12 protein-coding genes and 2 pseudogenes are annotated in these 24229 nt (G+C 40.3%); 7 read left to right on the top strand and 7 right to left on the bottom strand.

The features are described 5' to 3' along the window. Together tagF and FTT70_RS09915 are read right to left on the bottom strand one after the other, a co-directional pair. Entirely contained in the window at positions 1-960 is a 960-nt protein-coding gene (tagF, locus tag FTT70_RS09920; RefSeq protein WP_180168602.1) for a type VI secretion system-associated protein TagF, read from the bottom strand. Between the two features lie 37 nt (positions 961-997). Continuing rightward, positions 998-3817: pseudogene (locus FTT70_RS09915) on the bottom strand (ImcF-related family protein); the annotation flags it as partial. Positions 3818-3918: 101 nt separating this feature from the next. Between FTT70_RS09915 and FTT70_RS09905 the strand changes: the two are divergent. Then, positions 3919-4572, top strand: a pseudogene (locus tag FTT70_RS09905) (IS66-like element ISAba25 family transposase); the annotation flags it as partial. Positions 4573-5459: 887 nt separating this feature from the next. Beyond that, positions 5460-6743 carry a site-specific integrase gene (locus tag FTT70_RS09900; RefSeq protein WP_180168601.1) on the top strand — a complete coding sequence of 428 codons (1284 nt, stop codon included), beginning with the start codon at positions 5460-5462 and terminating at the stop codon, positions 6741-6743. 17 nt (positions 6744-6760) lie between these two features. On the opposite strand, the gene FTT70_RS09895 is transcribed toward FTT70_RS09900, so the two are convergent. Both FTT70_RS09895 and FTT70_RS09890 read right to left on the bottom strand, forming a co-directional pair. Then, positions 6761-7840: a macro domain-containing protein gene (locus tag FTT70_RS09895; RefSeq protein WP_004972055.1), complete on the bottom strand. Its 1080-nt coding sequence runs from the start codon at positions 7838-7840 to the stop codon at positions 6761-6763. After that, complete coding sequence (locus tag FTT70_RS09890) at positions 7840-8490, bottom strand: DUF4433 domain-containing protein (protein WP_004972057.1); 651 nt, start codon at positions 8488-8490, stop codon at positions 7840-7842. The genes FTT70_RS09895 and FTT70_RS09890 overlap by 1 nt, the downstream gene beginning before the upstream one ends. A 1072-nt stretch (positions 8491-9562) precedes the next feature. Between FTT70_RS09890 and FTT70_RS09885 the strand changes: the two genes are divergently transcribed. The 4 genes from FTT70_RS09885 (at position 9563) to FTT70_RS09870 (ending at position 14676) form a co-directional block, all read left to right on the top strand. After that, positions 9563-11392, top strand: coding sequence for a hypothetical protein (locus FTT70_RS09885; RefSeq protein WP_180168592.1), 1830 nt, complete (start codon positions 9563-9565; stop codon positions 11390-11392). 450 nt (positions 11393-11842) lie between these two features. Beyond that, on the top strand, positions 11843-12067 hold the full coding sequence (locus FTT70_RS09880) for an AlpA family transcriptional regulator (protein WP_180168591.1): 225 nt from the start codon (positions 11843-11845) through the stop codon (positions 12065-12067). A 317-nt stretch (positions 12068-12384) separates the two neighbouring features. Then, the gene (locus FTT70_RS09875; protein ID WP_180168590.1) at positions 12385-13578 is read left to right on the top strand and encodes an inovirus-type Gp2 protein; all 1194 of its coding nucleotides are present in this window, start codon (positions 12385-12387) and stop codon (positions 13576-13578) included. Between the two features lie 12 nt (positions 13579-13590). Next, positions 13591-14676 carry a hypothetical protein gene (locus FTT70_RS09870; protein WP_180168589.1) on the top strand — a complete coding sequence of 362 codons (1086 nt, stop codon included), beginning with the start codon at positions 13591-13593 and terminating at the stop codon, positions 14674-14676. 172 nt (positions 14677-14848) lie between these two features. Here FTT70_RS09870 and FTT70_RS09865 read toward each other — a convergent pair whose 3' ends face one another. Genes FTT70_RS09865 through FTT70_RS09855 form a run of 3 tightly spaced genes read right to left on the bottom strand, consistent with a single transcriptional unit; the run spans position 14849 to position 21752 of the window. Beyond that, positions 14849-18097, bottom strand: coding sequence for a type I restriction endonuclease subunit R (locus tag FTT70_RS09865; protein ID WP_180168588.1), 3249 nt, complete (start codon positions 18095-18097; stop codon positions 14849-14851). After that, complete coding sequence (locus FTT70_RS09860; protein ID WP_180168587.1) at positions 18094-19467, bottom strand: restriction endonuclease subunit S; 1374 nt, start codon at positions 19465-19467, stop codon at positions 18094-18096. The genes FTT70_RS09865 and FTT70_RS09860 overlap by 4 nt, the downstream gene beginning before the upstream one ends. Beyond that, complete coding sequence (locus FTT70_RS09855; protein ID WP_180168586.1) at positions 19467-21752, bottom strand: class I SAM-dependent DNA methyltransferase; 2286 nt, start codon at positions 21750-21752, stop codon at positions 19467-19469. The genes FTT70_RS09860 and FTT70_RS09855 overlap by 1 nt, the downstream gene beginning before the upstream one ends. 452 nt (positions 21753-22204) lie before the next feature. On the opposite strand from FTT70_RS09855, the gene FTT70_RS09850 reads away from it, so the two are divergent. Further along, the gene (locus FTT70_RS09850) at positions 22205-24172 is read left to right on the top strand and encodes a choline BCCT transporter BetT (protein ID WP_180168585.1); all 1968 of its coding nucleotides are present in this window, start codon (positions 22205-22207) and stop codon (positions 24170-24172) included. The last annotated feature ends 57 nt before the right edge of the window (positions 24173-24229 follow it).

The following is a 24229-nucleotide window of genomic DNA, read 5'->3' as shown; positions in this document are numbered from 1 at the left end:
TTATTCATCTAAAAAAGTTTGTCTAAACAGCTTTAATGCTTGGTTAAGATTTAACTGCCGCTGACAAAGTAATTGTTCCAATGTTGCAAGACCTGCATTTTGTTCTAAATAAGCATCAATCCAAGTGGCTTGAATTAAAGAAACCCAATGTTCACCCTGCATATTTTGAATAAATAGATCGCGCAGCGTCATGACATCAGCCCCCTGAAAATCAATGATCAAAATGGGTGCCTCAAAATGTAGTATCCCCAGCAAAATTTCAGTATGATGCGCGCCTAAAAACCGCCCGATCATGCCCATCCAAAATGCTGCGATTTCAAAGCAATATCGCGGATGATTCAGCGGTAAAATCATCACTTTGTTTAAACGACGAGTGCCATTTTTGAGGACGGGTTGCAGTAAAAGTCCCAACCCAATCATACTCTGAGCCAAGTCATTGACACTGATTTTCATTAATTGTGCCAATGAATGCGTGCTGTGTTTTTCATAAAAGTCTTGGTATTCTTCTGCACTCAAAAGTTGAACCCTATTCGGCAATTGATTCAACAGTTCAAATGACATATTGGGATCACAGATATTGCTTAAGACCTGATTGCGTTGCAATAAATCAGTCCAAATAGCTTTGTAAGAAAATGGCGCAAATAACAAATTTTGACTGGGATTTCCGACCTCAAACAACTGACCCAGTAGCATTGGAAATGCCCGCCCCGAGCTATCTTGGCTCGCCTTTAAATTAACAGCTAAAAACATTGGTTCTGCTGGATGGGCAATCAAAAAATCTAAAGCAGGCAAAGTTGCATAACGCTGTTTAAAATCTGCGCTCTGCATGGCATGTTCCATTGCATTACTAATCCACTGATCGAGCTGCTGAATGAGTTCCGATTGCCCTTTAGACTTTATAAAATCACCACGGGCAGGTATTTTTCCATAATATAAAGGTACGGTTTTTACTGCTTGCATACCCACCACGCCTTTTGCCAAGTGTTATTTCTCTTGATCATTGCGGAACGCCTCCCACTTGTGCAGACATTGTAGTTTTAGACTGCGTAGCCGCTGTTTGTGCGGGACTCATTGCTGTCGTTTGTGCAGCAACCACAAGAAGTGCTTTGGTCGTGGTGACTTGATCGACCAACTGCAACCCCACATAACCACGACTTGAACCAATATTGCCCGAGCTATGTCCGCTAATGAGTCGGAAATTCACTTTTAAAGATAAAGATGGTTCCGTTTTACTGACCCAAGTCATTTCAAAGTGACCGTTTTGCTCTTTGCGCTGTGCAGCATCAATTAAACGGTTAATGCCATATTCGCCCGGTGCTTCAAAAATAGTATGCGACTGACCTTTTAAATCGATTGCACTAATACGCACGCCGGGAATTGCGCCTGGATTGGGCCACACAAAGTTGACCCATTGTTGAATTCCATTTTCAAACTGCATTCGCTGACCATCAATATCGATGCTATACGATAAAAATTGTGGGTGCTGTAATGGATAAAATTGGAAATTGGATTGATTTGAAACAGCAGATGTTGCAGGCTGATCTAAACGTCCTGTTGCCATACCATGAATTGGCGCAACATATTGCGGAAATGCCATCACAAACTGAGGATTTAAATTTAAGCCTAAATCTTTCCATGTTTTTGAAGTTAAGACATAACCACGACGAATCAACAACGGATCTAAAGTGTCTTTGACAAAGCCAGCAATACTTCCTGTTTCACCAAAAATTTGTCCCATTTCCTGACTGGTTGCCTGTAAAGTCCCCCCTGAATGAAATGGATATTTCTAACCTAAATGTGTTGCAAACGGTTGATAGGCTTGAATACGCCATAATTTATTAATTTCATCTTGTGTCGGTACAATTAAACTTGCAAAAGATTGAGTTAGCGGTGTCATCAACAGTTTTTGTAATAATTGTTGGTCAGCCTCTTTTAAACCCACCATCATTTTTTCATCGACATATTTTTGCGTTGTATTAAAGACCGAGTTTTGATCATGGATGGTTTGTTTGAACAATGCCATTGCACTTGGTCCAATTTCCCCTGCCGTTTGGAGATCATTTAACTTGCTGCGTACCTGTGCAAGGTTGTTCATATACACATCAAACAGAGATTGATCCTGTAAATCATCACGTTTACGCAGCAATTGATAAAACATTTGGTATTCTTGGGAAATCGCACCTTGCGCTTTTAGGGTCGCCTGTGCTGCAGCTTTGTCATTAGACTGACGCAGCACTTTGTCTTTAAACCACGCCATAAATCCTTGTTCAGGCACAGCAAGTTCAGCTTGCACAATTGGATTATCCCAATTGGTTTCCACTGCAATACGTTGCAATAACTTACGAATTGGCGAGTTTTGCGGCTCTCCCAACAGATCAAGCTGTTTCACTTGCTGATTGAACTGATCTGTTTTTGCATAATGGATGCCATTTAGAAATTTCTTCCATTCACTCACATATTCTTGCTGATACAAGCTCAGCAATTGTTTACGGATTTGTTCAGGACTTCCTGAAAAAGTTAGATCATCCGACTGATGACTATTGAGCACCCAATCTTTGCTGTCCGTTGGCTGATTGGCTACCTGATCAATGGCTTGTTCGACATATTCATTCCACGCCTGCTGCGTAAAAATACCAGGCAAAGCATGACTGCCTAAAACAATGCGACTGTGTTGCTCCCCCACAATTTGACTGACCGTAAGTGCAGGAAAACGTACTGCTGCACGCATTTTTATTTCGTTATATACCCGATCTCGTGCAGGCATTCCCTGAATGACCGACAACAGCACTTGACGAGTTTGATCGACCATTTGTGCATCGCTTTCCAGTACAGGAAAATCGTCCTGATGAGCGAGTGTCATGGCATAAGACAGGATTTTTTCTGCCTGCTGAATCATGTCCGTACGTGGCATTTCTCCACGATGGGCATCCAACCAAGTGCGCCAAAAACGTGAAATCTGATCACTTAAATGACTGCTCTCCCGATATTCAGGATTCGTCAGCATTAAATAAGCCTTTAACGCATTATAAGCATCTTGCGGATTTTGCACGGAAGGCTCTAAATATGGTTGAGTTTTCGCAACTTGCTGCGTTTTTGCATGTATATGATGCGCTTTGAGTGTTGCCGCATCTTGTTGGACACGCTGTAAGTATTGCGCGATATTTTGCTGGGTTGGCAACAATACAATCTGCTGAACGCCTTTTAGATATTCAACTTTGAGCTGTTCGCGTAACTTCTTGCCCTGATATAAGCCAAAACTGAACTTAAGTGGACGTTGTTCGGAAAACCCATCCAACTGTTGCAGACGTGCTTGTAAAATTAATAAGCTTTCGAGTTGTGTGGATAAAACCTGTCCAAAAGTTTTTTCCAGTCGTATAACTTGATCTAAGTCTGCCTGAACATCGGCAATGAGTTGTTGGTTATGACGATATGACCACACCCAAACACTGAGCAACAATCCAACACCAAGTAATGCAGCAGTAAACGCCATATATCGCTGACGTTTTTTCGCAGGATTAATATGTTGTTTCACCAAATGTTGATCACGCAAAATCACATTGGAAAACAAACCTTGTAAAAAATAACCATGATTTGGGGCAATCGAACTTTTTTCTTCGTCCTGAAAAGGGCTTGCAAGCTGCTGCAGTTGAAATTCTTGTGCAATACTTTCTGTCATCGGGCTTTCGATGCTGCATTCCTGTAAAGCACTGGTAAAATAAAAACCTCGAAAAACAGGTTGGAATTGATACGGATTATCTTCAAATAAAGTACCAATAAAACTTTTTAATGCTGGCTTTAAAGTTTTAAATTCCATCGGGTGAGAGTTATCGTTTGAAGGATAAAAAAAGAATAGGGATTCAGCCACAGGTTGAAACTTAATACGAGATCAAAGGGGTCAGTTTTAAATTGCCGTTGACAGAGTTCTTGAAAGGCTGGCAGGGCTATCTAGTCTGTGATGATTACAGTGGTTATAAAGCACGCTTCAAATCAGGCCAGGTCATTGAGGTGGGCTGCATGGCCCATGCACGTCGTAAATTCCATGAACTGCATGTGACCGGGAAAAGTCAGGTCGCTGAACAGGCATTAGTGCTGATTCAGAAACTGTATGCCATAGAAGCAGAACTCAGGAAAAAGACGGATGGTACAGCGGAAGACCGCCGCGAATACCGACAACAGCATAGCCAACCGGTGATGCAACAACTATATGAATGGCTCAACCAACATAATCTGACGGTGCCATCGAGTTCTCCCACCGCCAAGGCCATCAATTACACTCTGAAGCGTTGGCCAGCCTTAAGCCGCTATCTGGATGATGGCAATCTACCGATATGCAACAATTGGGTCGAGAATCAGATGCGTCCCTGGGCGTTGGGGCGCAAGAACTGGCTGTTTGCAGGTTCGCTGCGCAGTGGTCAGCGAGCGGCAAACATCATGACTTTAATCCAGTCAGCAAAGCTGAATGGCTTGGATCCGTATGCCTATTTAAGTGATGTGCTGAAAAGGCTGCCGACACATAAAGTGACCCAAATTGAAGAATTGCTGCCGCACCGCTGGAAACCTGAATCGAATTAAAAAAAGCTATGGGGTTCAGCGGATGCTTACTGTACTGAAAAGGCTGCCGACGCATAAAGCGACCCAAATAGAAGAATTACTGCCACATCGCTGGAAATCCAACTCAAATTAAAAAATAGGCATGGGGTTCAGCGGACGCTTACATTTAATTTTTCTAGCCCGTTGAAAAGCATTACAATTGATCGCCATTTGTTCAATATTTGAAGGAAGTACTTGTAATAACTGTTGAAAATGAATCATGATACGCCACGGTAGTTGTGTTTTGTGTTAGCGCATTAATAAATACAACCACCTTTTTTATTTTTCAAGCGATAATTATAATATATTTCAACAATTTAAGCCTTAAGTTGGCGCGTATGCCATCATGGGTCTTATGCACCTTGTTCTTCATATCATAAAATTTTTCATCGGTGCCATAGAGATCAATAGCTACATACTTCAAAAGCCCTTCCCAATTAAAAGAGTTATTTAAATATCGAAGACTTAGACCAGTACCCACAAATAAAACTGGGTGATTCTTGTAACTACTAACAAACTCAAAAATGTCCATAACTTAACTTCTAAATTGTTGTTCTGAAGATAAGCACATCTTATATATTAGAAACAATTCAAGCAATTTGATAATTAGTATTTCAAAATTAAATATTTTTTGCTTACTACAGGCTTACGTTGCATAACCCTAGAAACAACAAAGCCCTGAATATGTCAGGGCTAAGTCATTGATATTTGGCGGAAGCGGTGTCCGTAAAAGCAGTGTATTACCACATCCAAATTAAAACAATATATTTATATTTTTCATAGTATTAAATTAAACACATTCCGATATAATCTTGCAATGCTTAATCATTTCTAATACTTTATGTGGGTCAGTATGTGGGACAAAGACTATGCCAATCAAAGCAAAAGAATTATCAGCACTGAGCGTTTCAAGATTAAAAGAAAATGGTAGACATGCAGTAGGTGGCGTTGATGGTTTACATCTTCGTATTTTCAATAATTCTAAATCATGGGTACTGCGTGTCTCTGTTGGACAGCGCATAGATGATCACGGAAAAATTAAAACCCATCGTCGAGATATTGGTCTAGGCCCCTATCCTGAAGTTTCTTTGGCTGAGGCAAGAGAAAAAGCAAGAGAGTTAAAGCAGCAAATCCGCAATGGCATCGACCCAATTAAGCAGAAACTAGAAGAACTTGAAAAGTTGCGTATTCAGAAACAGCGAGAAAAAACCTTCATTGATTGTGCGCAAATTGTGATTGCCAACAAAACACGAGAACTCAAAAACCAAAAGCACATTCAACAATGGTCTACAACCCTAGAAACCTATGTATATCCAACCCTAGGGCACAGACCCATTTCCAGCATCAATAAAATTGATATTGCTACTGTACTGGAAGCAATTTGGCTCGATAAAAATGAGACCGCTAGACGCATCCGTGGTCGCTTAGAAATGATTTTTGACTATGCAAAAGCAATGGAATATTTTGTTGGAGATAACCCTGCAGCATGGAAAGGCAATTTAGAACCAATTTTAGGTAATCTCAAGCAAACCCCTCGACCACACCCATCTTTGCCTTACGAGCATGTATCTGAATTTGTAGATCAGCTAAAGCAAAAACAAAGCATTTCAGCCAAAGCGCTACAGTTTGTAATTTTAACTGCGTGCCGTTCTGGTGAGGTATTCGGGGCGACTTGGCAGGAAATTGATTTTAAATCAAAAATTTGGGTTATACCGAAAGAACGCATGAAAGCAGACAAAGAGCATCGCGTACCATTATCTCAAGAAGCACTGGAAATATTGCATACAATCCATTTTAATCCCAAGGCATCAGATTTTATTTTCCCGTCTCCACGTAACGATGGCATGCTTTCAGATATGTCTCTGACCACGTTGATCAAACGTATGCATGAGCAGAAGCTTAAAGAAAATGGCTTAGGCTATATTGATCCAAAACAATACCGAGTAATCACGACACACGGATTTCGCTCCACATTCCGTGATTGGTCAGCCGACAAAACCGATTACCCACGCGAAGTCTGTGAGCATGTGCTTGCCCATAAATTACCAGATGAAGTGGAAGCCGCCTATTTACGTGGTGCCTATCTGGAAAAGCGTAAAGGATTAATGAATGATTGGGCTAAATTTTGTAATGCATTTTCAAAGTCTGTTTAACTCTGATGCAATACTGCTTATGCCGTCTGGGTAGGCTCAAAGTGATTGAGTTTATCCAGTGCATACTGAATATGCTCTGGTTTAAATAAGTCCAGTTTACGCTGCGCCCACCGTTCACCAGCTGGCCAACGTGCTAACCCTTGCTGAATTGCATCAACATTCGCTTGACACCCCTCTTTGTGAATAAGCCAATCCACGGTTGCCAATAATTCCATGCCAAAGGGAGACTCAAAGCCTTCTATTAAAGTCGCAGCCTCATCTACTGCAGCCATATAGCCTTTAGCTTCAGTCAAAAGGTAGGTTTGCACATTCTGTTTCTGTTGGTCATTAAACCAAATAACGTCCAGTGGATCACAATCAGGAATACGTTTATCTGATTTTAAATAACTACCATCCAAGGCATTCAGTAAATGCCCTAAATTAACAGCGTAAGGGCCATAGAAATTCGCTTGAAAGTTCAGCTTCAGCTCATTGGACAATTTCTGTTTTTCAATCGCCCGCTGTAAAAACCACGCTAATTTTTGAATTTCCAACAGACTGCATTCGATCCCCAAAACCCAATAACGACGCACTAGTTCAGCGATCATTGCACGAGCAGGTGTCAGTTGAGTTACCCCTGTTTTCTTTGCAACATTTTGATATTGGGAGGTAGGTTCAAATATGATGATTTCGACCCCATCTAGCTCTGACAAGGCAGCTTCAATTCGAGGCTTGACCACACTCCAACTTAAGCCACCATTACCTGCACCCAAAGGCGGAATCGCAATAGATTTAACCTGATGATCAATAATGAATGCTTTAAGTGCTTGTAGCCCTGTATCAATCCACTCAATTTTAGATTTGTCACGCCAATGCTGCTTAGTCGGAAAGTTGATAATCCAACGCGCACCAATTAACTCGTCAGTCTCAGTCACGAACATTTGACCAGTCACAACCTGACCCGCTTTACATGCCTGACTATACGCTGCCATATTTTTAGGGAAACGCTCCTTGAACATCAAGGCAATCCCTTTCCCCATCACACCCACGGTGTTGACAGTGTTCACCAATGCTTCTACAGGTGCATCGAGTAGATTACCCGTGGTATATCGAATCATTAGAAATACACTCCTCGTCGAGCATGCACAGGAATATTGATTTTAGCTTGTTGCAACCAATACTCTAATTGGCTTTTGACCTGCTCACTATAACATAGCATTCCAAGCAACGCTGCTGTCGGGCAATGCTGATAAATTAAAGCTTCCGCTTGATAGCGCTCAAATTTCGCAGGGTCATCCATATCCCGTTTAAAATCTCGTGTCTGCAAAATTGACCAGTCAATTTTATCAAGGTCGGATAAATCCGTGTAAAATTCAGTCCATTGGTAATAAGCATGGCTGTTGGTAAAAACAAAAGGAATCTGCTGTTTTTTAAGATCATGCAAACTAGAAACCAAGATTACAATTTCATCATTCGCACGCTGACGTACACCACCGCGACCACTTTTTATATTCAGTAGCATGGGTGAAAACGGTGTGAAATAAAAGGGAATGTAATCACCCAACACACCCTCAGTGCCCACAGGAACCCGATGCTGCTGACGCTTTTCAATCAGCTCAGAACTGCCAATTGGCACCCAATGTTCATTGAGTTTACTGCTGTTACTGCAATGCAGACCATTCGCCAATATCCAAGGGATATTGTCACGATGAACTATGCGCCAAATCAGCGCCTTTTCAGGATTGAGTACATCATGAAATGTTCGCACAGCAAATCCACACTATAAAAATTAGTTTTCGAAACCTTAGCATAAATCGCCAAGAAGCCCATACTGCCTGATTGCCATTCAGCCCCCTCAAAGGACAAGCAATTGCAAGACAATACAACAGCTGCTACTCCTCTGTTTATACAAGGCATAAACAGATACCGAACAGCACAACATATACTGACAACACACCAGACATGTCGCAGCCTCACCAGCTGAATACAGTACAGACGTGATCCAATGTAAAAAAATATGAAGTCATGCAACAGAGCACAACTCTCATGCGGCTTACACAGCTACAAGTGGTTCACGGATATCAACTTAGACTGAAACCCTGTGCGCTCATCCTGTAACTTGCATGGTTCGGCAGCAACACAGTGCACCAACCGCCATGCCACATAACTCCTCCTCCTCCTCCTCCGCGTGTCCTACAACAACTACACAAGGGTAGCCAAACCTCACAAATTTGACGCATGAATGAATGACTACCCAATAAAATGCCATTTACCATTACAGTAAAGCCCTGCACTAATAGTAGAGCTTTGCTATTTGGATGACAGAAATATACTGATATTTAACACACGATGTCAAAAAGATAATTCATAATAAAGAATGACTTAGAGTGACCTAGACAGATCAAAAACATCCAACAACATTGAATAAGAACCGACACTCAATTTGTAAACAAATATTTCAAATAGCCGCTTATTTAGTCTATCCATCCAATATGGTATCAGCGAATTCATTGATACCTCCCACTGGAATTCAGTCAAAAATCTTGGCACACTCATCGAATATCGGTTACATTTATTAGGGTGCTCGCTCATGTTTTGCTTAGGATCAAACTGCAGTAAAACATGCCAACTTGGGTAGAAATTTTGGCTGTTTTTCTTGGCAAATACCCAGCACTTGAAGCCAGTGGACAGTGAAAATATCGCCCAAAAACACTACCCTAGCAATCAACTGATAATTAATAAAAAAATGTCAAGTCCGTACAAAAAAATTGACATGTTGTACAGTGAAATCTAGCCCAAGCAGCACATAATTTAGAGGCAAAATTAATCTGAGAATAAATATGACAGAAAATTCTACTAGCGCACAAAAATCAGAACGTGAGCAAGCAATCGAGTATGTAAACGAAATTGAGGGATATATTTTTTATCGCCTACAAACATCATTCGCTTCCCCACTTCGTACCGTAAAACCTGCTCTTTTATCCGCACCGAATATGCAGGTTTTTAAAAAAGAGGTGTATGAATTACTTGATCAAGGCATCTTCAAAGAATCGGAAGCCGACCGAGAAAAAAGAGAGAGTCCCATTAAATATCATGTAGAAGATCAGTCAGTCATTCACAAGCATCCCGATGAGATGTTGCCAACCCATTTTCATGATTTGCTATCCGCAATAAGAGACTTCAATCAACTCTTAGATACAGATGTCTCTGATCAGGAAATTGAAAAACAGCGAAAATACATCTTTAAAATTTTTGCAAATCATATTGAAGGTTTACGTTTCAAGCATGTAGTTCAGGATAAAAATCTGCAAACTGAGCAGCAATCAAACTCAGACCTAGATTCTCAGCAAAACCTAACACAAGACCATTCAGTGAGTGAACCCGAAATTCAGCTAGAACCACAACAAGAGTATGTAATTACCGACTATAAGTATCTCCAGAGAATTCATGAAATATTAAATAAAATTGAAAAAATTCAGTTAAGTAACCTATCTCATGATCTCAATAAACTAAAGGATGCTTTATATAAGACGTGGTTGGAAAATTTTTATCTAAAATACAAAGACAACAAAGAATCACTTTGGGTATTATTGGGACTCACCCAAAATAATATCAAAGAACTAAAAACGTACAGTCAACATATACTCAATGAAAACCCTGAAAAGAAACTTTCGTCAGCAGAAATACGCGAGCTTAAAAAAAATCACTATGAACGTTTTGAGTTTCTAACCAATTACATTAATAAAATTATTTTTCCTGAATTGCAAAGAGACTTTTCAAATAATTATAAGAGATTTATCAATAATTTAACGAAAAACATTCATCAAATTAATCAAGTATCAGGACAGTGGTCATGGAATAAAAGCCTTGAACCACGCTATAACATGGCGATCAAAGGCTTGGATCAAATTATTCATATAGATCCGATTATTTTAGAAATCGTACCATGGACTCTAACAACTGTATTTGAGTATAGCAATGTTATCTATCAAATGAATAAACGCGAAATAAGGCATATCTCCCCTCTAAATTATTCACATGGAAAGCCAAGTTCAAAAAAAAGCAGGAAGAAAACTTCAAGATTTATAAGAATAATCGATCCCTTAACACTAAATAAAATAGAAAGTCTAAAATTAGAAGAAATTAAGGAGTGTGTAGAATCTAAGCAGTGCGAAGAACAAAATGAGTGTAAGAAATCTGAACAGTGTAAGAAATCTCAGCTGTGTAAAAAATCTCAGCAATGTATAAAATTTAGGCATTGTAGAGTGCCTGAGTCTCAGCGATGTAAAGAAGTAGAGGTAATATACCCCGGACCATTCCTTGGAGAGGCATTGTGGGAAGAAATTAAAAATAATCAGATCAGATTACGATCTAAATACAAAAAAATTCTCGAAAATCTCATTGAAGCTAGGACATTTGAGGATAATGAAAACATTAATAGAAAAAAAAAGAAGAAAGAAAGTAAAAAGGATATCAGATTGAACCGATTGAAACTACGAATTCTGGAGAAATTGAAACTACAGCGACTGCAAGTATTTAGAAAAAAGTTTAAATTGAAAACAAAGCCTCCTAAATACGTGTACAGTTTTCTTCCAGATACCAAAGTTTTTTTAAACAAACATCCTGAACTAAAACAAAAACTTGAAAGCTTAATTTTAAGTGAGACCTGAAGCCTATGCCTATTTTTTAAATTTAGGTCAGGTGTCTAGCTGATATGCCTGTAGTTCTTCAATTTGGGGCGTTTTAAACGTCAGCAACCTTTCAAGCAGCTCACACATAGCCTAACAGCTGCAACCCATTCAGTTTCGCTTACTAGATGAGTGTGATGATATTAGTAGCTCACTAACTATTGTTAAGCGAGCTACCTAAAAGCCAGCCCCTGAGTTGTCAACAGCATTCAAAAATTGCCCCCTTTTTACTTACAAATGGCAAAGTAAAATTGCCTCCACGACCTCAAAATAAGGCTCCGCATAAATTTTTTTCACTTTTTTTGTAAAAGTGCATTTTTCCTCCACGCAGTTCGTTTTTAAACCTCCTCCTGATTTTCTAAATTGGTTCTACGTTGTCTCACTTCATACCGACAACGTGATTTTTAACCTTTTTAATTAGGTAGGTAACCAATGGATACTCACAACCCCGAGTTAAGAATGATCAGCCGAGCACAGCTCGAAACACTACTAGGACTGTCACGGTCAACAATTTATGACCGACTCAGTCGAAAGTCCAAACGATACGATCCAACCTTTCCACAGCCAATTAAATTAGGGCGTCTAAGTCGCTGGCGACTAAGCGAAGTGCTTGACTGGATCGAGTCTAAAGCTGTGTTGCGTAATCAGTCTGTCTAAGCGGACTAATTTCGTACATTCAATTTTTTTGCACGTGTTTGTGTAGCCGATACATTAAAGTTTGCGCTTCCCACGAATCATAGCAGATTTTTGATTGAGCAATTTAGGTATTAAATCATTTACTTAGGTAACATAATTAACAGATTACTTAAATACATACTGATGAGCTATTGCATAGCAAGCAATAGCGTAATGACCTAAATACTTTATATTCAATAATGTATATGGATGGACACTGCTCTAATACAGTGTCCAAGGGAAGACTCATCTTTAATAATCATGGCTATCTCTGGCACATTTTCTGGAGATATAGCTCAATGAGCATTAATCAATTAAACCTGAATTATGATGCAGATGATTTCAGCATCCTTCAAATGAAGAAGCAGCTTCTAAAAAGCACTGATTTTTATTGCGACGAGCACAATCAACCTTTCATGTTTATCCACGATATGGATATGTACTCAGCTCCTCTCATTAAGGCGGCTTCATTCGTTTCTCTCGTGAACAAACACAAAGGTGATGTAGCGAGCTTTCAATGGAACCCGAATCACTTGAAATCGAAGCAGGGAGCTTATCAGTTAATGATCAAGCCTTGGTATCAAGACCAATTATGCAATTTAGCTGAAATTATGGTTAGACCATTCCCTGATGAGAAGATCTGCAGCTTTGGCATTGAAATCGAAGCATTTCTATGGGTAAGAGATCAACTCACCTCTACAGATGCTGAGATTATTCGCAATCCTCATATTTTTGGACATTACTATTTTGACCAGACTAGCATTCAGGAAAAAGTAGACATCATCAATCGGTTTATAGAATCGATTCGCGCTTATTTCAGACTACCTAAGATTAAAAAGAAATTGGCGGATCGTCGCTCTAACCTGAACAGAAATAAAATGAGTTGCATTCAGCTCATTCGAAGCTTGATAGCGAACTTTTCTAAGGTACTGGTTGTTCGTGTCGATCTTTCAATGGTTAGAGACCCTATTACCATTAAAATGCGGAATAAAACCCTATGTGAGCTTCATTCAAAAGATGACCTGAAAGCACTGAAGGACTATGTAAACAAGTTTTTAAATAATGCTCGCCACAATAAAATTCTGAACGATATTGAAGGCTACATCTTGCGCTTTGAATATACAGTTCGGACTGGCTTTCATGTCCATGCTTACTTCTTCTTTGATGGCAATAAACATCAACAGGACATGAGTCTTGGGCAATATATTAAAGATTACTGGAAAAAGCTGTGTGGTGGTCAAGGCTCTACATTTATCTGCAACATGCAAAAACACAAATATAAAGACCTTGCCATTGGGATGCTTCACCACAACGATCAACAAATGCTTGAAAACCTCATCAAGACCTTTGACTACATTTGCAAAACTGATCAGTACTTTATGTTCACCAACATGAAGGCGGCTCGTTCATTCCAAATTAGTCGTGTTGTTAAAAAGAAATCGAATGCTGGTAGACCACGCAAACACCAACCTTCAACTCATTCAAATTCTTAACTTGAGGTCACAATGATGAAAACCGCACAAGATAGACTCAACTCACTGATTGCATTAAATTACATTACGCAGGCATTCTCTCATAATGTCGGCGTGACTGTTCAACCAAGAATTAAGTGGTGCCAGCTAGATGTGTATGAAAGTTTCGCCAAGTTACTAGCAAAGCGAAAAACATCAAAACTTGTAACGCTCCACGCAGCCGATTCCAATTATCAAACTATGTTCACGCCTACCAGACTTGGTCAATCATTCTTTGAACTTTCAGATGACATGAGCTGTAACCAGTATTTCAACCCTGGAATCCCCAATTGCAGGATGCTTCCAATTGTGGAGTTATTATATGCAATGTTTCAAAGATACAATTTGGTGGGTGTTCGATTCGTGAGCCCAGCACTTGAACACGCGTTCGATTACTTTATGCAGGACTTTAAAATTAAACTGAAAACCCGTGAGCAACGCAGTAAAACTACACGATGGATCAATTCATACAAGCAGATGAGCAGCAAATATGATCGTTTCTGTGAGCGAAATATTTTCGAGTCGAATAAGATGTTTGAAATCTACTCGATCACAGTGAAGCAAGTCCGATTCGATCAAAATACCACGATTAGAGCTTATGGCGATGGGTTTCAGGACTACACAGACACTGATATTCTGAATGAAGTTTCTCAGCCACTCATCAAAGCAGTATGGAAAAATCGTAATAACAATCACGTTTTTTCGATTCTTGCGAAATGGGAAATGCATTTAGATGGCACACTCACGAAGCGTTTGATCTTCTTTGTCAAAAAGGACGATACTAACTTTGTGCCATTTAATGAAACGATCTTGTGTCAGGATCTACAGCCATTTGTGGGGTACAGCACTACAGAGCAGCTCGATATTAGACAACTCCCCTTTCTTGATCCCACACTGGTACGGGCACTGTTTCATACCTACCCAGAGCCGATAGCACCATTAAATTTTTATGACCTAGATCAGTCGCTAATAGGCAGCAAATTGAACCAGCTGAAAATGTATCTAGTGGGCACGGATTATTGGCTACGTCCATTCGGTGAAAGCTCATTGAAATATGAATACACTGAGTTCGCATTCTAATCTTGATCAAGTCAAAGCAACCATAGCTGCGAGGTGTAGCTATGGTTTTTTTATATGCATTGGTTTCCAACTGCCCGATAACCAATGCTTATCTTTCAATAAAAGAGCTTTGATGATTAGGCTCTTTAGTATTGATATAAAACGACTTGTTGTACCGCCAATGCCAAAAAAATCATCGATGACTCAACATATCAAAAATGACTCGTGCGAACATACCTGCCTTCGCTGGGTCAGACAGCAGTTGCATCATCTGTTCCTGATGCGCTGCACTACTGCCTAGAATGGCATCATCCATAGCTTTCGGGAAATCACCGAGCATCGCTTGTTCACGGGTATTGTTGGCAATCTGCTTCATCACAATTTCATTTTCTGCCAGCTTGTCACGGACAGTGTAAGCATAATTCAGCATGTCACCATCGGTCAGGTTGTCCGTAATGAAAACCTCATTCAGGCGTTCAATAATCTGTGACAAAAATTCTTCTTTCTTGTCACGTGGCTTGGCTGCACCAAGGTCTTTACCTGGCTCAATCTTTGAATCCTCAGCATCTTCTTTCAGTTTAAGATCCTGTTGTCGAATCTTAGAAAGACGATAATGACTCATGCTGACGTTACTTAGGTCAACCTCATCATCCTGTGTTGTCGTTTCACGCAGTAATGGACGTAGATTACGTGCATAAAGGCTGAGCTTTTCCAGTTCTTTATTATCGTAATCCACAATCTGTGACATAAACTCATAAAAGCGCGTGAAGCTACCCAAGTCTTTTTTAAAGATTTCCAGTTTGTCTTTTTCCAGTTTGGCATCTTTAAAAGCATTTTCGGCATTGGCGATCAGTACCGCATCATTGGTTTTCTTGCAGCGTTCTAGCATTTCACGTGTGGAGTTATAGGCTTCAACCGCTTGGCTATATCGCTTCTGCCAGCGTTCCACTGCAGGCTTGCAAATATTACTAATGGCGGCATTGGATTTGTTTTTGCTAAAAAAAGCTTCAACAAATTGTTCAACTTCATTCCACAGAAAAATCTTAGCCGCTTTCAGTTTATCGAACAGGTCAAAAATCTGATCTGGATCGGACACATCTGCCAGTTCTGCAGTTTGGTAATACGGTTGGAACGCAGCCAAAATATCTTCAGGCGCATTAAAGAAGTCCAACACAAACGTGCCCGACTCTGCTTTACCTGGGTAGGTTCGATTTAGACGTGACAAGGTTTGTACGCATTCCACCCCACCCAGTTTTTTATCCACGTACATGGCACATAGTTTTGGCTGGTCAAAACCCGTTTGGAACTTGTTAGCGACCAACATGACCTGATAATCATCACTGTCAAAGGCTTTGCGCATTTCTCTGCCTTTGAGTCCTAGGTTCATGTTGCGTTCATTAAAACTCTGTCCAACTAAACCGCTACTGTCGGCATCTTTGTCGGTAAACTCAACTTCACCTGAAAAAGCGACCATGGCTTGAATGGATGTATAGCCCTGATCTGCCACGTATTTATCAAAAGCGAGTTTGTAGCGTACCGCTTCTTTACGTGAACTGGTGACCACCATGGCTTTGGCTTGCCCACCGAGTAAGCCCATCACGTTATTTTTAAAATGTTCGACAATGACTTTCACTTTCTGAGAAATGTTGTGGTCATGCAGGCGCACCCACTGATTCAGTCTGATCTTGGCTTTTTTGGCATCGACCTGTTTGTCGGCTTCTTCAATTTTTTGTTTGAGCTTATACACCACTTTATAGTTGGTGTAGTTTTTCAGCACATCCAAAATAAAGCCTTCTTCAATGGCTTGGCGCATGGAGTAAACATGGAAGGCTTCCGGCTTGTTCTGCTTGGATGGCGGTAGTTCCGGATTGGGTACACGACCAAACAGTTGCAGAGTTTTGTCTTTCGGTGTCGCGGTAAAGGCATAGTAACTGAGGTTATTACTGCCCTTACGTGCAGCCACCACCGCATCCAGAATGTCTTCCGAGGACAATTCTGCATCCTCTTCGCGCTCTTCCAGCATCAACACTTCTTTCAGTTGTCGTGCCGTAGAGCCGCTTTGTGAAGAATGCGCTTCATCGGCAATCACCGCATAACGTCGCTGTTTCAGGTTAGTGCTGTTTTCAATCGCACGCAGCACAAAGGGGAAAGTCTGGATGGTCACAATGATAATCGGCTGTGAGGTTTCCAGTGCCTTGGCCAGTTTTTCCGATTTGGAGCCATCGCCTTCTTTATTATTGATGCGTCCGACCACGCCATCGGCATGTTCAAACTGATAAATCGTGTCCTGTAACTGCGCATCAAGAATGGTTCGGTCTGTCACCACAATCACTGAATCAAACAGCTTTTGATTATGTTGATCGTACAAGGTGGAGAGCTGGTGTGCTGTCCAAGCAATTGAGTTAGATTTTCCTGAACCTGCACTGTGTTGAATCAGATATTTTTGCCCAGTGCCTTCAACTAAGGCGGCATCAATCAGTTTAGTGACCACATTCCACTGATGGTAACGTGGGAAAATCAGTAATTCTTTTTTGTACTTGCGTCCTTCCCAATCTTCTTTTTCTTCAATTTGCAGATGCACAAAACGCCCAATGATATTCAATAAATTGGCGGGTGTGAGCACTTCATTCCACAAATAGGCTGTGGCGTATTGGTTTGTATCTTCAGGTACGTCATTGCCTGAACCGCCTTCGTGCGTCCCTTTATTGAATGGCAGGAAATAAGTATTATCACCTGCCAATTGGGTTGTCATATAGACTTCGTACTGACTCACCGCAAAGTGCACCAATGCACCACGTTTAAAGGTCAGCAATGGTTCAGGCTTATTGGTTTCTGGGTCTTTGGGCAAGCGAGTACGTTTGTACTGTGCCATGGCATTTTGCACTGCCTGTTTAAACTCAGATTTAAGTTCCAGTGTTGCTACAGGAAAGCCGTTAATAAACAGGACTAAATCAATGCGCCACTTTTTTGCCTGTTTGCCCGTTGCTTGTAACTCACTGGCAGTCGCATAAGGGCTATATACCAATTCAGGCACAATGCGGCAAATGTTGTTTTTGTAGTTGGCTAATGTGTCGGGATTCAGTGCATGCTCTGGTTTAAATTGGCACAGAAAAAAACGTGTGCTACGGGTTTTAATACCGTGTCGTAATACGCCTAAAGTGCCATAGGTACGTGATTGTTCATCGGTCGCATTGATGTCAGCTTTTTTAAGCTGTGCCACGACCGCATCAATAAAGTGACGTTCAGTATCCTGCGGAAAGATACGCTGAAATTTCTGCCAGTCCTGCGCTTGGGTCTGCTGCACAAAGTCTAAAACGTCTTGTTCATATAAGGCATTTTCGCGGTTATAGCCTTGTGGTGTGCCAAGCTGCCAACCTTGAGCCAACATCTGCTGAATGATGTCATTCTGAAAAATACTTTCACGGGTTGCATCTAGACTCATGTGCTGACCTCCATTTCTCGCTCAGTCGCATTAGGCGCTTGCCAGTTTCGCACATCAATTTTGCCTGTGACTGCCGCTGAAATAAGTGCGGTGCGGCGTTCTTGCATAAGCTTAATGGCAGATTTAGCTTTGTTTTCTAATATCATGCTTCGTTCTAAATAATTGTCAATGAAATCAATAATCTCTTGCTGTTCTTTTAAAGATGCTAATGCAATGTGTGTACTCAAAAATGCCCCGTGATTTAAATCAGGAATAGTTGTTGTTCCTGCAAGCATAAGTAAATGAGATTTCAGCTCTTTAACTTTTAAAAGATATACTAAAAAATCTCTTAAAATATCACTCGAATACGAAACTTTGAAAAAGTTGTTATGAAATACCCCACTAATATTAGTAACAACTTCACCTGTAGCCCCCGTTCTAGCAAGTAATACGTCATGCTTATCACAAGTAACACGATCCGATGCTTTATAAATATACTCTTTATAAGCATCATCTTTTGCATTTAATGATTTGATTGTTATGTATTCAACGCTATTATCATTTGGTTCATGTAGTCTTTCACTTTGGGGAATCTGTAACCCTTGAGAAAGTGATGTAATTCTTCTAAATTGTATAACTTTCCAATGCTCAGGCACTTGCCCTAACCACTCCACTCCTGAATCTTTCATCGGCACATTTGGATCAAGTCCTTTAGTCACGGCATGACTAATCACCGCTTGGCGTTTTTCTTTAAGCAGCTCAATCAGTTGTTGTTGTTTTTCAATCACGCTGTCAATTTTTGTGGTTTCGTGGTCGAGGAAATTGGCGATTTGGGTTTGCTCAATTAACGATGGAAAACAAAAATTTTCCATCAAATACGCTTCTGAATCTAAATTCTGAATTCCTGTCGTTTGCTTAATAGCAGGATAGTTCACCCTGCCAGCATATAGATGAGCAAAAGCATATGTTAAGAATCGACTCTCCATATTTTTATTAGGAGTCATCTTAGCTACAAAATTTGAAGTAATAGCATCAAAATCTTCATTAAATTGAACGACACAACCTACAAGAGTTTTTTCACCACCACCTGATTTTTCTATTAATAGATCTCCCTTTTTTAAGAGCCTATTCTCAGCTTCTTTAGGAAGCACTGATCTATAAGTCAATTTATCAAGGTTAATGTTGAAATTATCTCTGTCAAAGTCAGCGACCCTTAAAACACATAGATCATTAATACCATCAGGTTCAGCACCCCAAAAACCATTTGTACATTTATCAATTGCTCTTTTTAAAGAAAATAAATGCCAATGACTCGGAATCTTACCTAACCACTCAACCCCTGAATCTTTATATTCAGCATATTTCTGATACTTTGCTACTGCATTCACCATTACGAATGCACCTCTTGAAGAAGCTGCATAATTTCACGGCTAACTGCATCCAAATCTGCATCAATTTCAGCTAGGTCACGCGGTGGTTGGTACACGTAAAAATGGCGGTTAAACGGAATTTCATAACCGACAATACCAATCTCGCCATCTTGTTCATCACGCTTATCGGCATTGATCCAAGCATCCGCTACATGCGGCTGAACCTCTCGCTTAAAGTAAGACTCAATCAATTCTGTGGTGCTAATTTCTGGATTCAGCGCAATATTCTCGGCATCACGCAAATCCCCATCCTGCACAAACTCCACCACTTTGCCTTGGTAGTTAAACTGACCATATAACGGGTTTTCAGCTTGTTTCACCACTTTGTTAATCACAGGCTCAGCTTCAGGGTTTTTCCAAGTAATCGCATCTAACAGTTGTTTTTTCTCTTTGGCATCTAGCTTAATACTGGTCTGCTTTAAGGCATTTTTTAATTGCTCATCAAACTGGTTAAAGTCATCAAACTGTGCTGTACCGATCACCGCTTGTAGGGCTTGGGCTTTCCGCATCAGCATTTTTTGAAATAACCAAATTTTGCTATCTAGCACATCTTTAATGTCTTTTTCTTTTAACTCAGGGAATTCGGCTTTAATCAGCGCACGAACTTCGGTAGCAACATCTTGCAATTGACCGTAATTTTCTTCTGTCCATGCAGTGCCAAATTCAGTGCCTAATTGTGTATGAATGGTTTGCATCACGGCATTGAATGGTTTTGGTGCAAAGCGTAAAGACGCAATCGCATCGTCGGTCATTTGTGCCGACAAACGTAATGGACGTTCAATGGTCACACGACGATAGCCAAATTCATAACTGTTAAAAATTTTGCTGGAGAATGGTTTTTGCTGTTCACTTTCACCATCGCTGGCTAAAGTATCTACCGCAGCAAACGCACCGTAGTTTTGGGTAATGGTGGCAATTTCTGTTTCAGTTAAATAGTTGCGTTTTGAGCCGAGCGACTTACGCATTTTGGTACTGAGATTTGCCGCATTAATGAGCTGCACTTTGCCTTTACGCTCAGCGGCTTTTTTATTGCTAAGTACCCAAACATAGGTGGCAATGCCTGTGTTGTAGAACATATCGGTTGGCAAAGCGATAATCGCTTCAAGTAAGTCCGCTTCTAAAATATAGCGACGGATTTCACTTTCACCACTGCCTGCACTGCCCGTAAACAATGGCGAACCATTGAGGATGATACCAATACGGCTACCACTTTCCGTACTGTTGGTATCGCGCATTTTGCTGATTAGGTGCATTAAGAACAGTAGCGAACCATCCGACACCCGTGGCAAGCCTGCACCAAAACGACCATTAAAGCCCTTGTGCTCATGCTCATCTTTAATGTCTTGTTCGATCTTTTTCCAGTCCACACCAAAAGGTGGGTTAGAAAGCATATAGTCAAATTTATCCAATGCGAGTTGGTCATTCGACAAGGTATTGCCAAGTTTGATTCGGCTTACATCCTGACCTTTAATGAGCATGTCGGCTTTACAGATGGCGTAGGACTCAGGGTTCAGCTCTTGACCAAAAGCACGCATCACAGCATTTGGGTTTAATTCGTGTAGATATTCCATCCCTGATGATAAGAATCCGCCCGTACCGCAAGTTGGGTCATAAATGGTACGGATAATGCCATCTTTGGTCAGTACATCGTCATCTTCCATAAAGACCAATGCTGTAGTCAAACGCACGATGTCACGCGGGGTAAAGTGTTCACCTGCTGTTTCATTCGAGCCTTCGGCAAAACGACGGATCAGTTCTTCAAACACCAAACCCATGTCATGATTGGAAATGCTTTTAGGGCTAAGATCGGTTGTCGCAAATTTCTGTACCACTTTATACAGCAGGTTCGCATCATCCAATAAACCGACAAATTCGATAAAATTAAAGTATTCAAAAATCTCACGGGCATCTTTGGAAAAGCTTTGCACATAAGTACTCAGGTTCGCTTTAATATCGCTCTGCCCCATTTTACTTAAATCCATGGGTGAGCTATTAAAGAAAGCCAGACCTTGGGTGGCGCTCAACAAAAACTTTTCTTGTGCTTCTTCGGGTAGGTTCATCTTGGCGACTTCTTCATGTTTCGCCAACACTGCTGCTTTACTACTTTCTAGCACACACTCCAAACGACGCAATAGTGTAAATGGCAAAATGATGCGGCCATATTGCGACTGTTTGAAGTCACCACGCAACAAGTCGGCCACCGACCAAATGAAAGAAGCGATTTGTGAAAAGTTATTATTGGTCATGGTGCTGAAGCTATTCCTGATGTCTTAATTTTTTGCCTGCAACATAGTACATTTAAGTTAATGATGATGCTGGCAATGTTTTAACTATTGGAAAATATTACAGTAATTTAAATTATTTGGGGGAATTTTCAATAAACACAAATTTCGGCACGTCATATTGTGTCGTTAGTAAGTAGGATCATTCAATTTAAAAGTTTTAATGAGATAAAATCTTCAAAAACGACGCAAGCTGTCGCCTAAAAAATTACCGTTATAAAATACTGAAAGGCATTTTTACCCCCAGAATGTTAAATTTTACTAAAAGGCAAACTCAATGGTACAATCGAAAACCAGTTATTCTGCCGATAACCCTGTACCAAGAACACTCATCAAAGGAATGATTTCCTATCTTTTCACTCAATGTGAAATTTTTTATCTTATTGCACTAAACTACGAAAAAATACGGGGGAATTATGCCTTCCAAAAAAGCATCTTGGTTTGATAACGTCAATCCAAATGTATTTTTTAGCACCGTGATTATTATTTCTGTTTTTTTAGCATTAGTGATATTTACACCAGATGCTTTCAACTTGCTCACAAACCAGTTAAACCAATGGATCACAGCTTCTTTTAGCTGGTTTTATGTACTTGCTGTCGCCATTTTTCTGATCGCACTCACCTGTATCGCCTTGTCTAAAATGGGTCGTATTAAATTAGGTCCAGATCATAGCGAACCTGATTATAAAAATAGTTCTTGGTTTGCCATGTTATTTACCGCAGGAATGGGTATTGGCTTAATGTTCTTTGGTGTCGCCGAACCTGTTATGCACTATGTCAGCCCACCGACAGGAACACCTGAAACCATCCAATCTGCTCAGCAATCCATGCGTATTACTTTTTTCCACTGGGGATTGCATGCCTGGGCTATTTACGCTTTAGTGGGGTTAAGTCTTGCTTATTTTTCTTTCAGACATAACTTACCTTTAAAGGTGCGTTCAGGCTTATATCCAATTATTGGCAAGCGAATTTATGGCCCGATTGGCGATGGAATTGATACTTTTGCAACCATAGGCACAATCTTCGGTATCGCAACCACTTTAGGTTTTGGTGTAACTCAAATTAGCTCTGGGCTAAACTATTTATTTGATTTTGAAAATAGTATTCAAACCCAAGTTATCTTAATTATTTTAGTCAGTGCGCTCGCATCATTTTCAGTTTTTCTTGGTCTCGATAAAGGCATTAAACGACTTTCTGAACTAAATATCATTTTGGCCGTAATACTACTCGCATTTGTATTTTTCGCCAGTTCAAGTATTTATGTTTTACAAACCACCATTCAGAACATTGGTCAATACGTTTCCAATTTATTTGCAATGACCTTTAATCTGTATGCCTATCAGCCTACAGGCTGGATTGGTGGTTGGACCATCATGTATTGGGCTTGGTGGATTTCATGGTCGCCATTCGTTGGTATGTTTATCGCTCGTGTCTCCCGTGGACGTACCATCCGTGAATTTATTGTAGGAGTATTACTCATTCCCACAGGTTTCACTTTGGTATGGATGGGTTTTATGGGCAATGCCGCGCTATTTAGTATTCTTTTTGAAAATCAGACAAGTTTAGTTGCTGCTGTAGAAAAAGACTCTTCTGTTGCCTTATTTGAGTTTTTAAAGCACTTGCCATTTTCTGGTGCTTCTAGCTTACTTGCAACGGTTTTAGTGTTTCTATTTTTTGTGACTTCTGCAGATTCTGGGTCTTTAATCACCGATTATTTAACAGCAAAAACTGAACATTCTCCTGCGTGGCAACGACTGTTTTGGACAGCAACCATTGCTGTGCTCTCTATTATTTTATTGATTGCAGGTGGCTTAGAAGCTTTGCAGTCTGCAGTTATTATGAGTGCCCTACCGTTCACTTTTATTATGCTGCTACTGTGCATCGGACTCATTAAAGCCTTACGTTTAGATGTAACTAAGATGCAAGCTTTACAAAGTGCTCGAATCACACCACGTGCTATACATAATCCGAGAAGCTGGCAACAGCGTTTAAGTTTAATTATGCATTCGCCTCACAGCGAATCCGAAGTCAAAGCCTATATTGAACAGGATGTACGTCAAGCATTTGAGAATTTAAAGCGTGAATTTCAACGTCGCCAACAAGATGTATCAATTGTCGAAAGTGATCAAGGCTTACTATTCAAAGTCAATCATCATGATGAAATTAATTTTATTTACCAAGTAGCTGTAAGTAAAACTCTCGCTCCAAGTTTTATGCTTCAAGATCAAAATGAAGATACTCAGCAGTCTTATATTGCTGAAGTGTTTTTACGGGAAGGCGGTAAAAACTACAATGTGATGGAATGGACCCAAGAAGACTTACTTCAAGATATTTTGGAACAATATGAACGGCATTTATATTTCTTAAATGTGGTTCGCAACTAAGTATTAATTTTTTAAAATCCAAGACATAAGAAAGCCTGCAAGTTGCAGGCTTTCTTT

Origin of the sequence: Acinetobacter sp. YH01003, assembly GCF_013420525.1 — a bacterium.
Lineage (GTDB): Bacteria > Pseudomonadota > Gammaproteobacteria > Pseudomonadales > Moraxellaceae > Acinetobacter > Acinetobacter towneri.
This window is presented reverse-complemented; position numbering and strand designations above follow the sequence as displayed.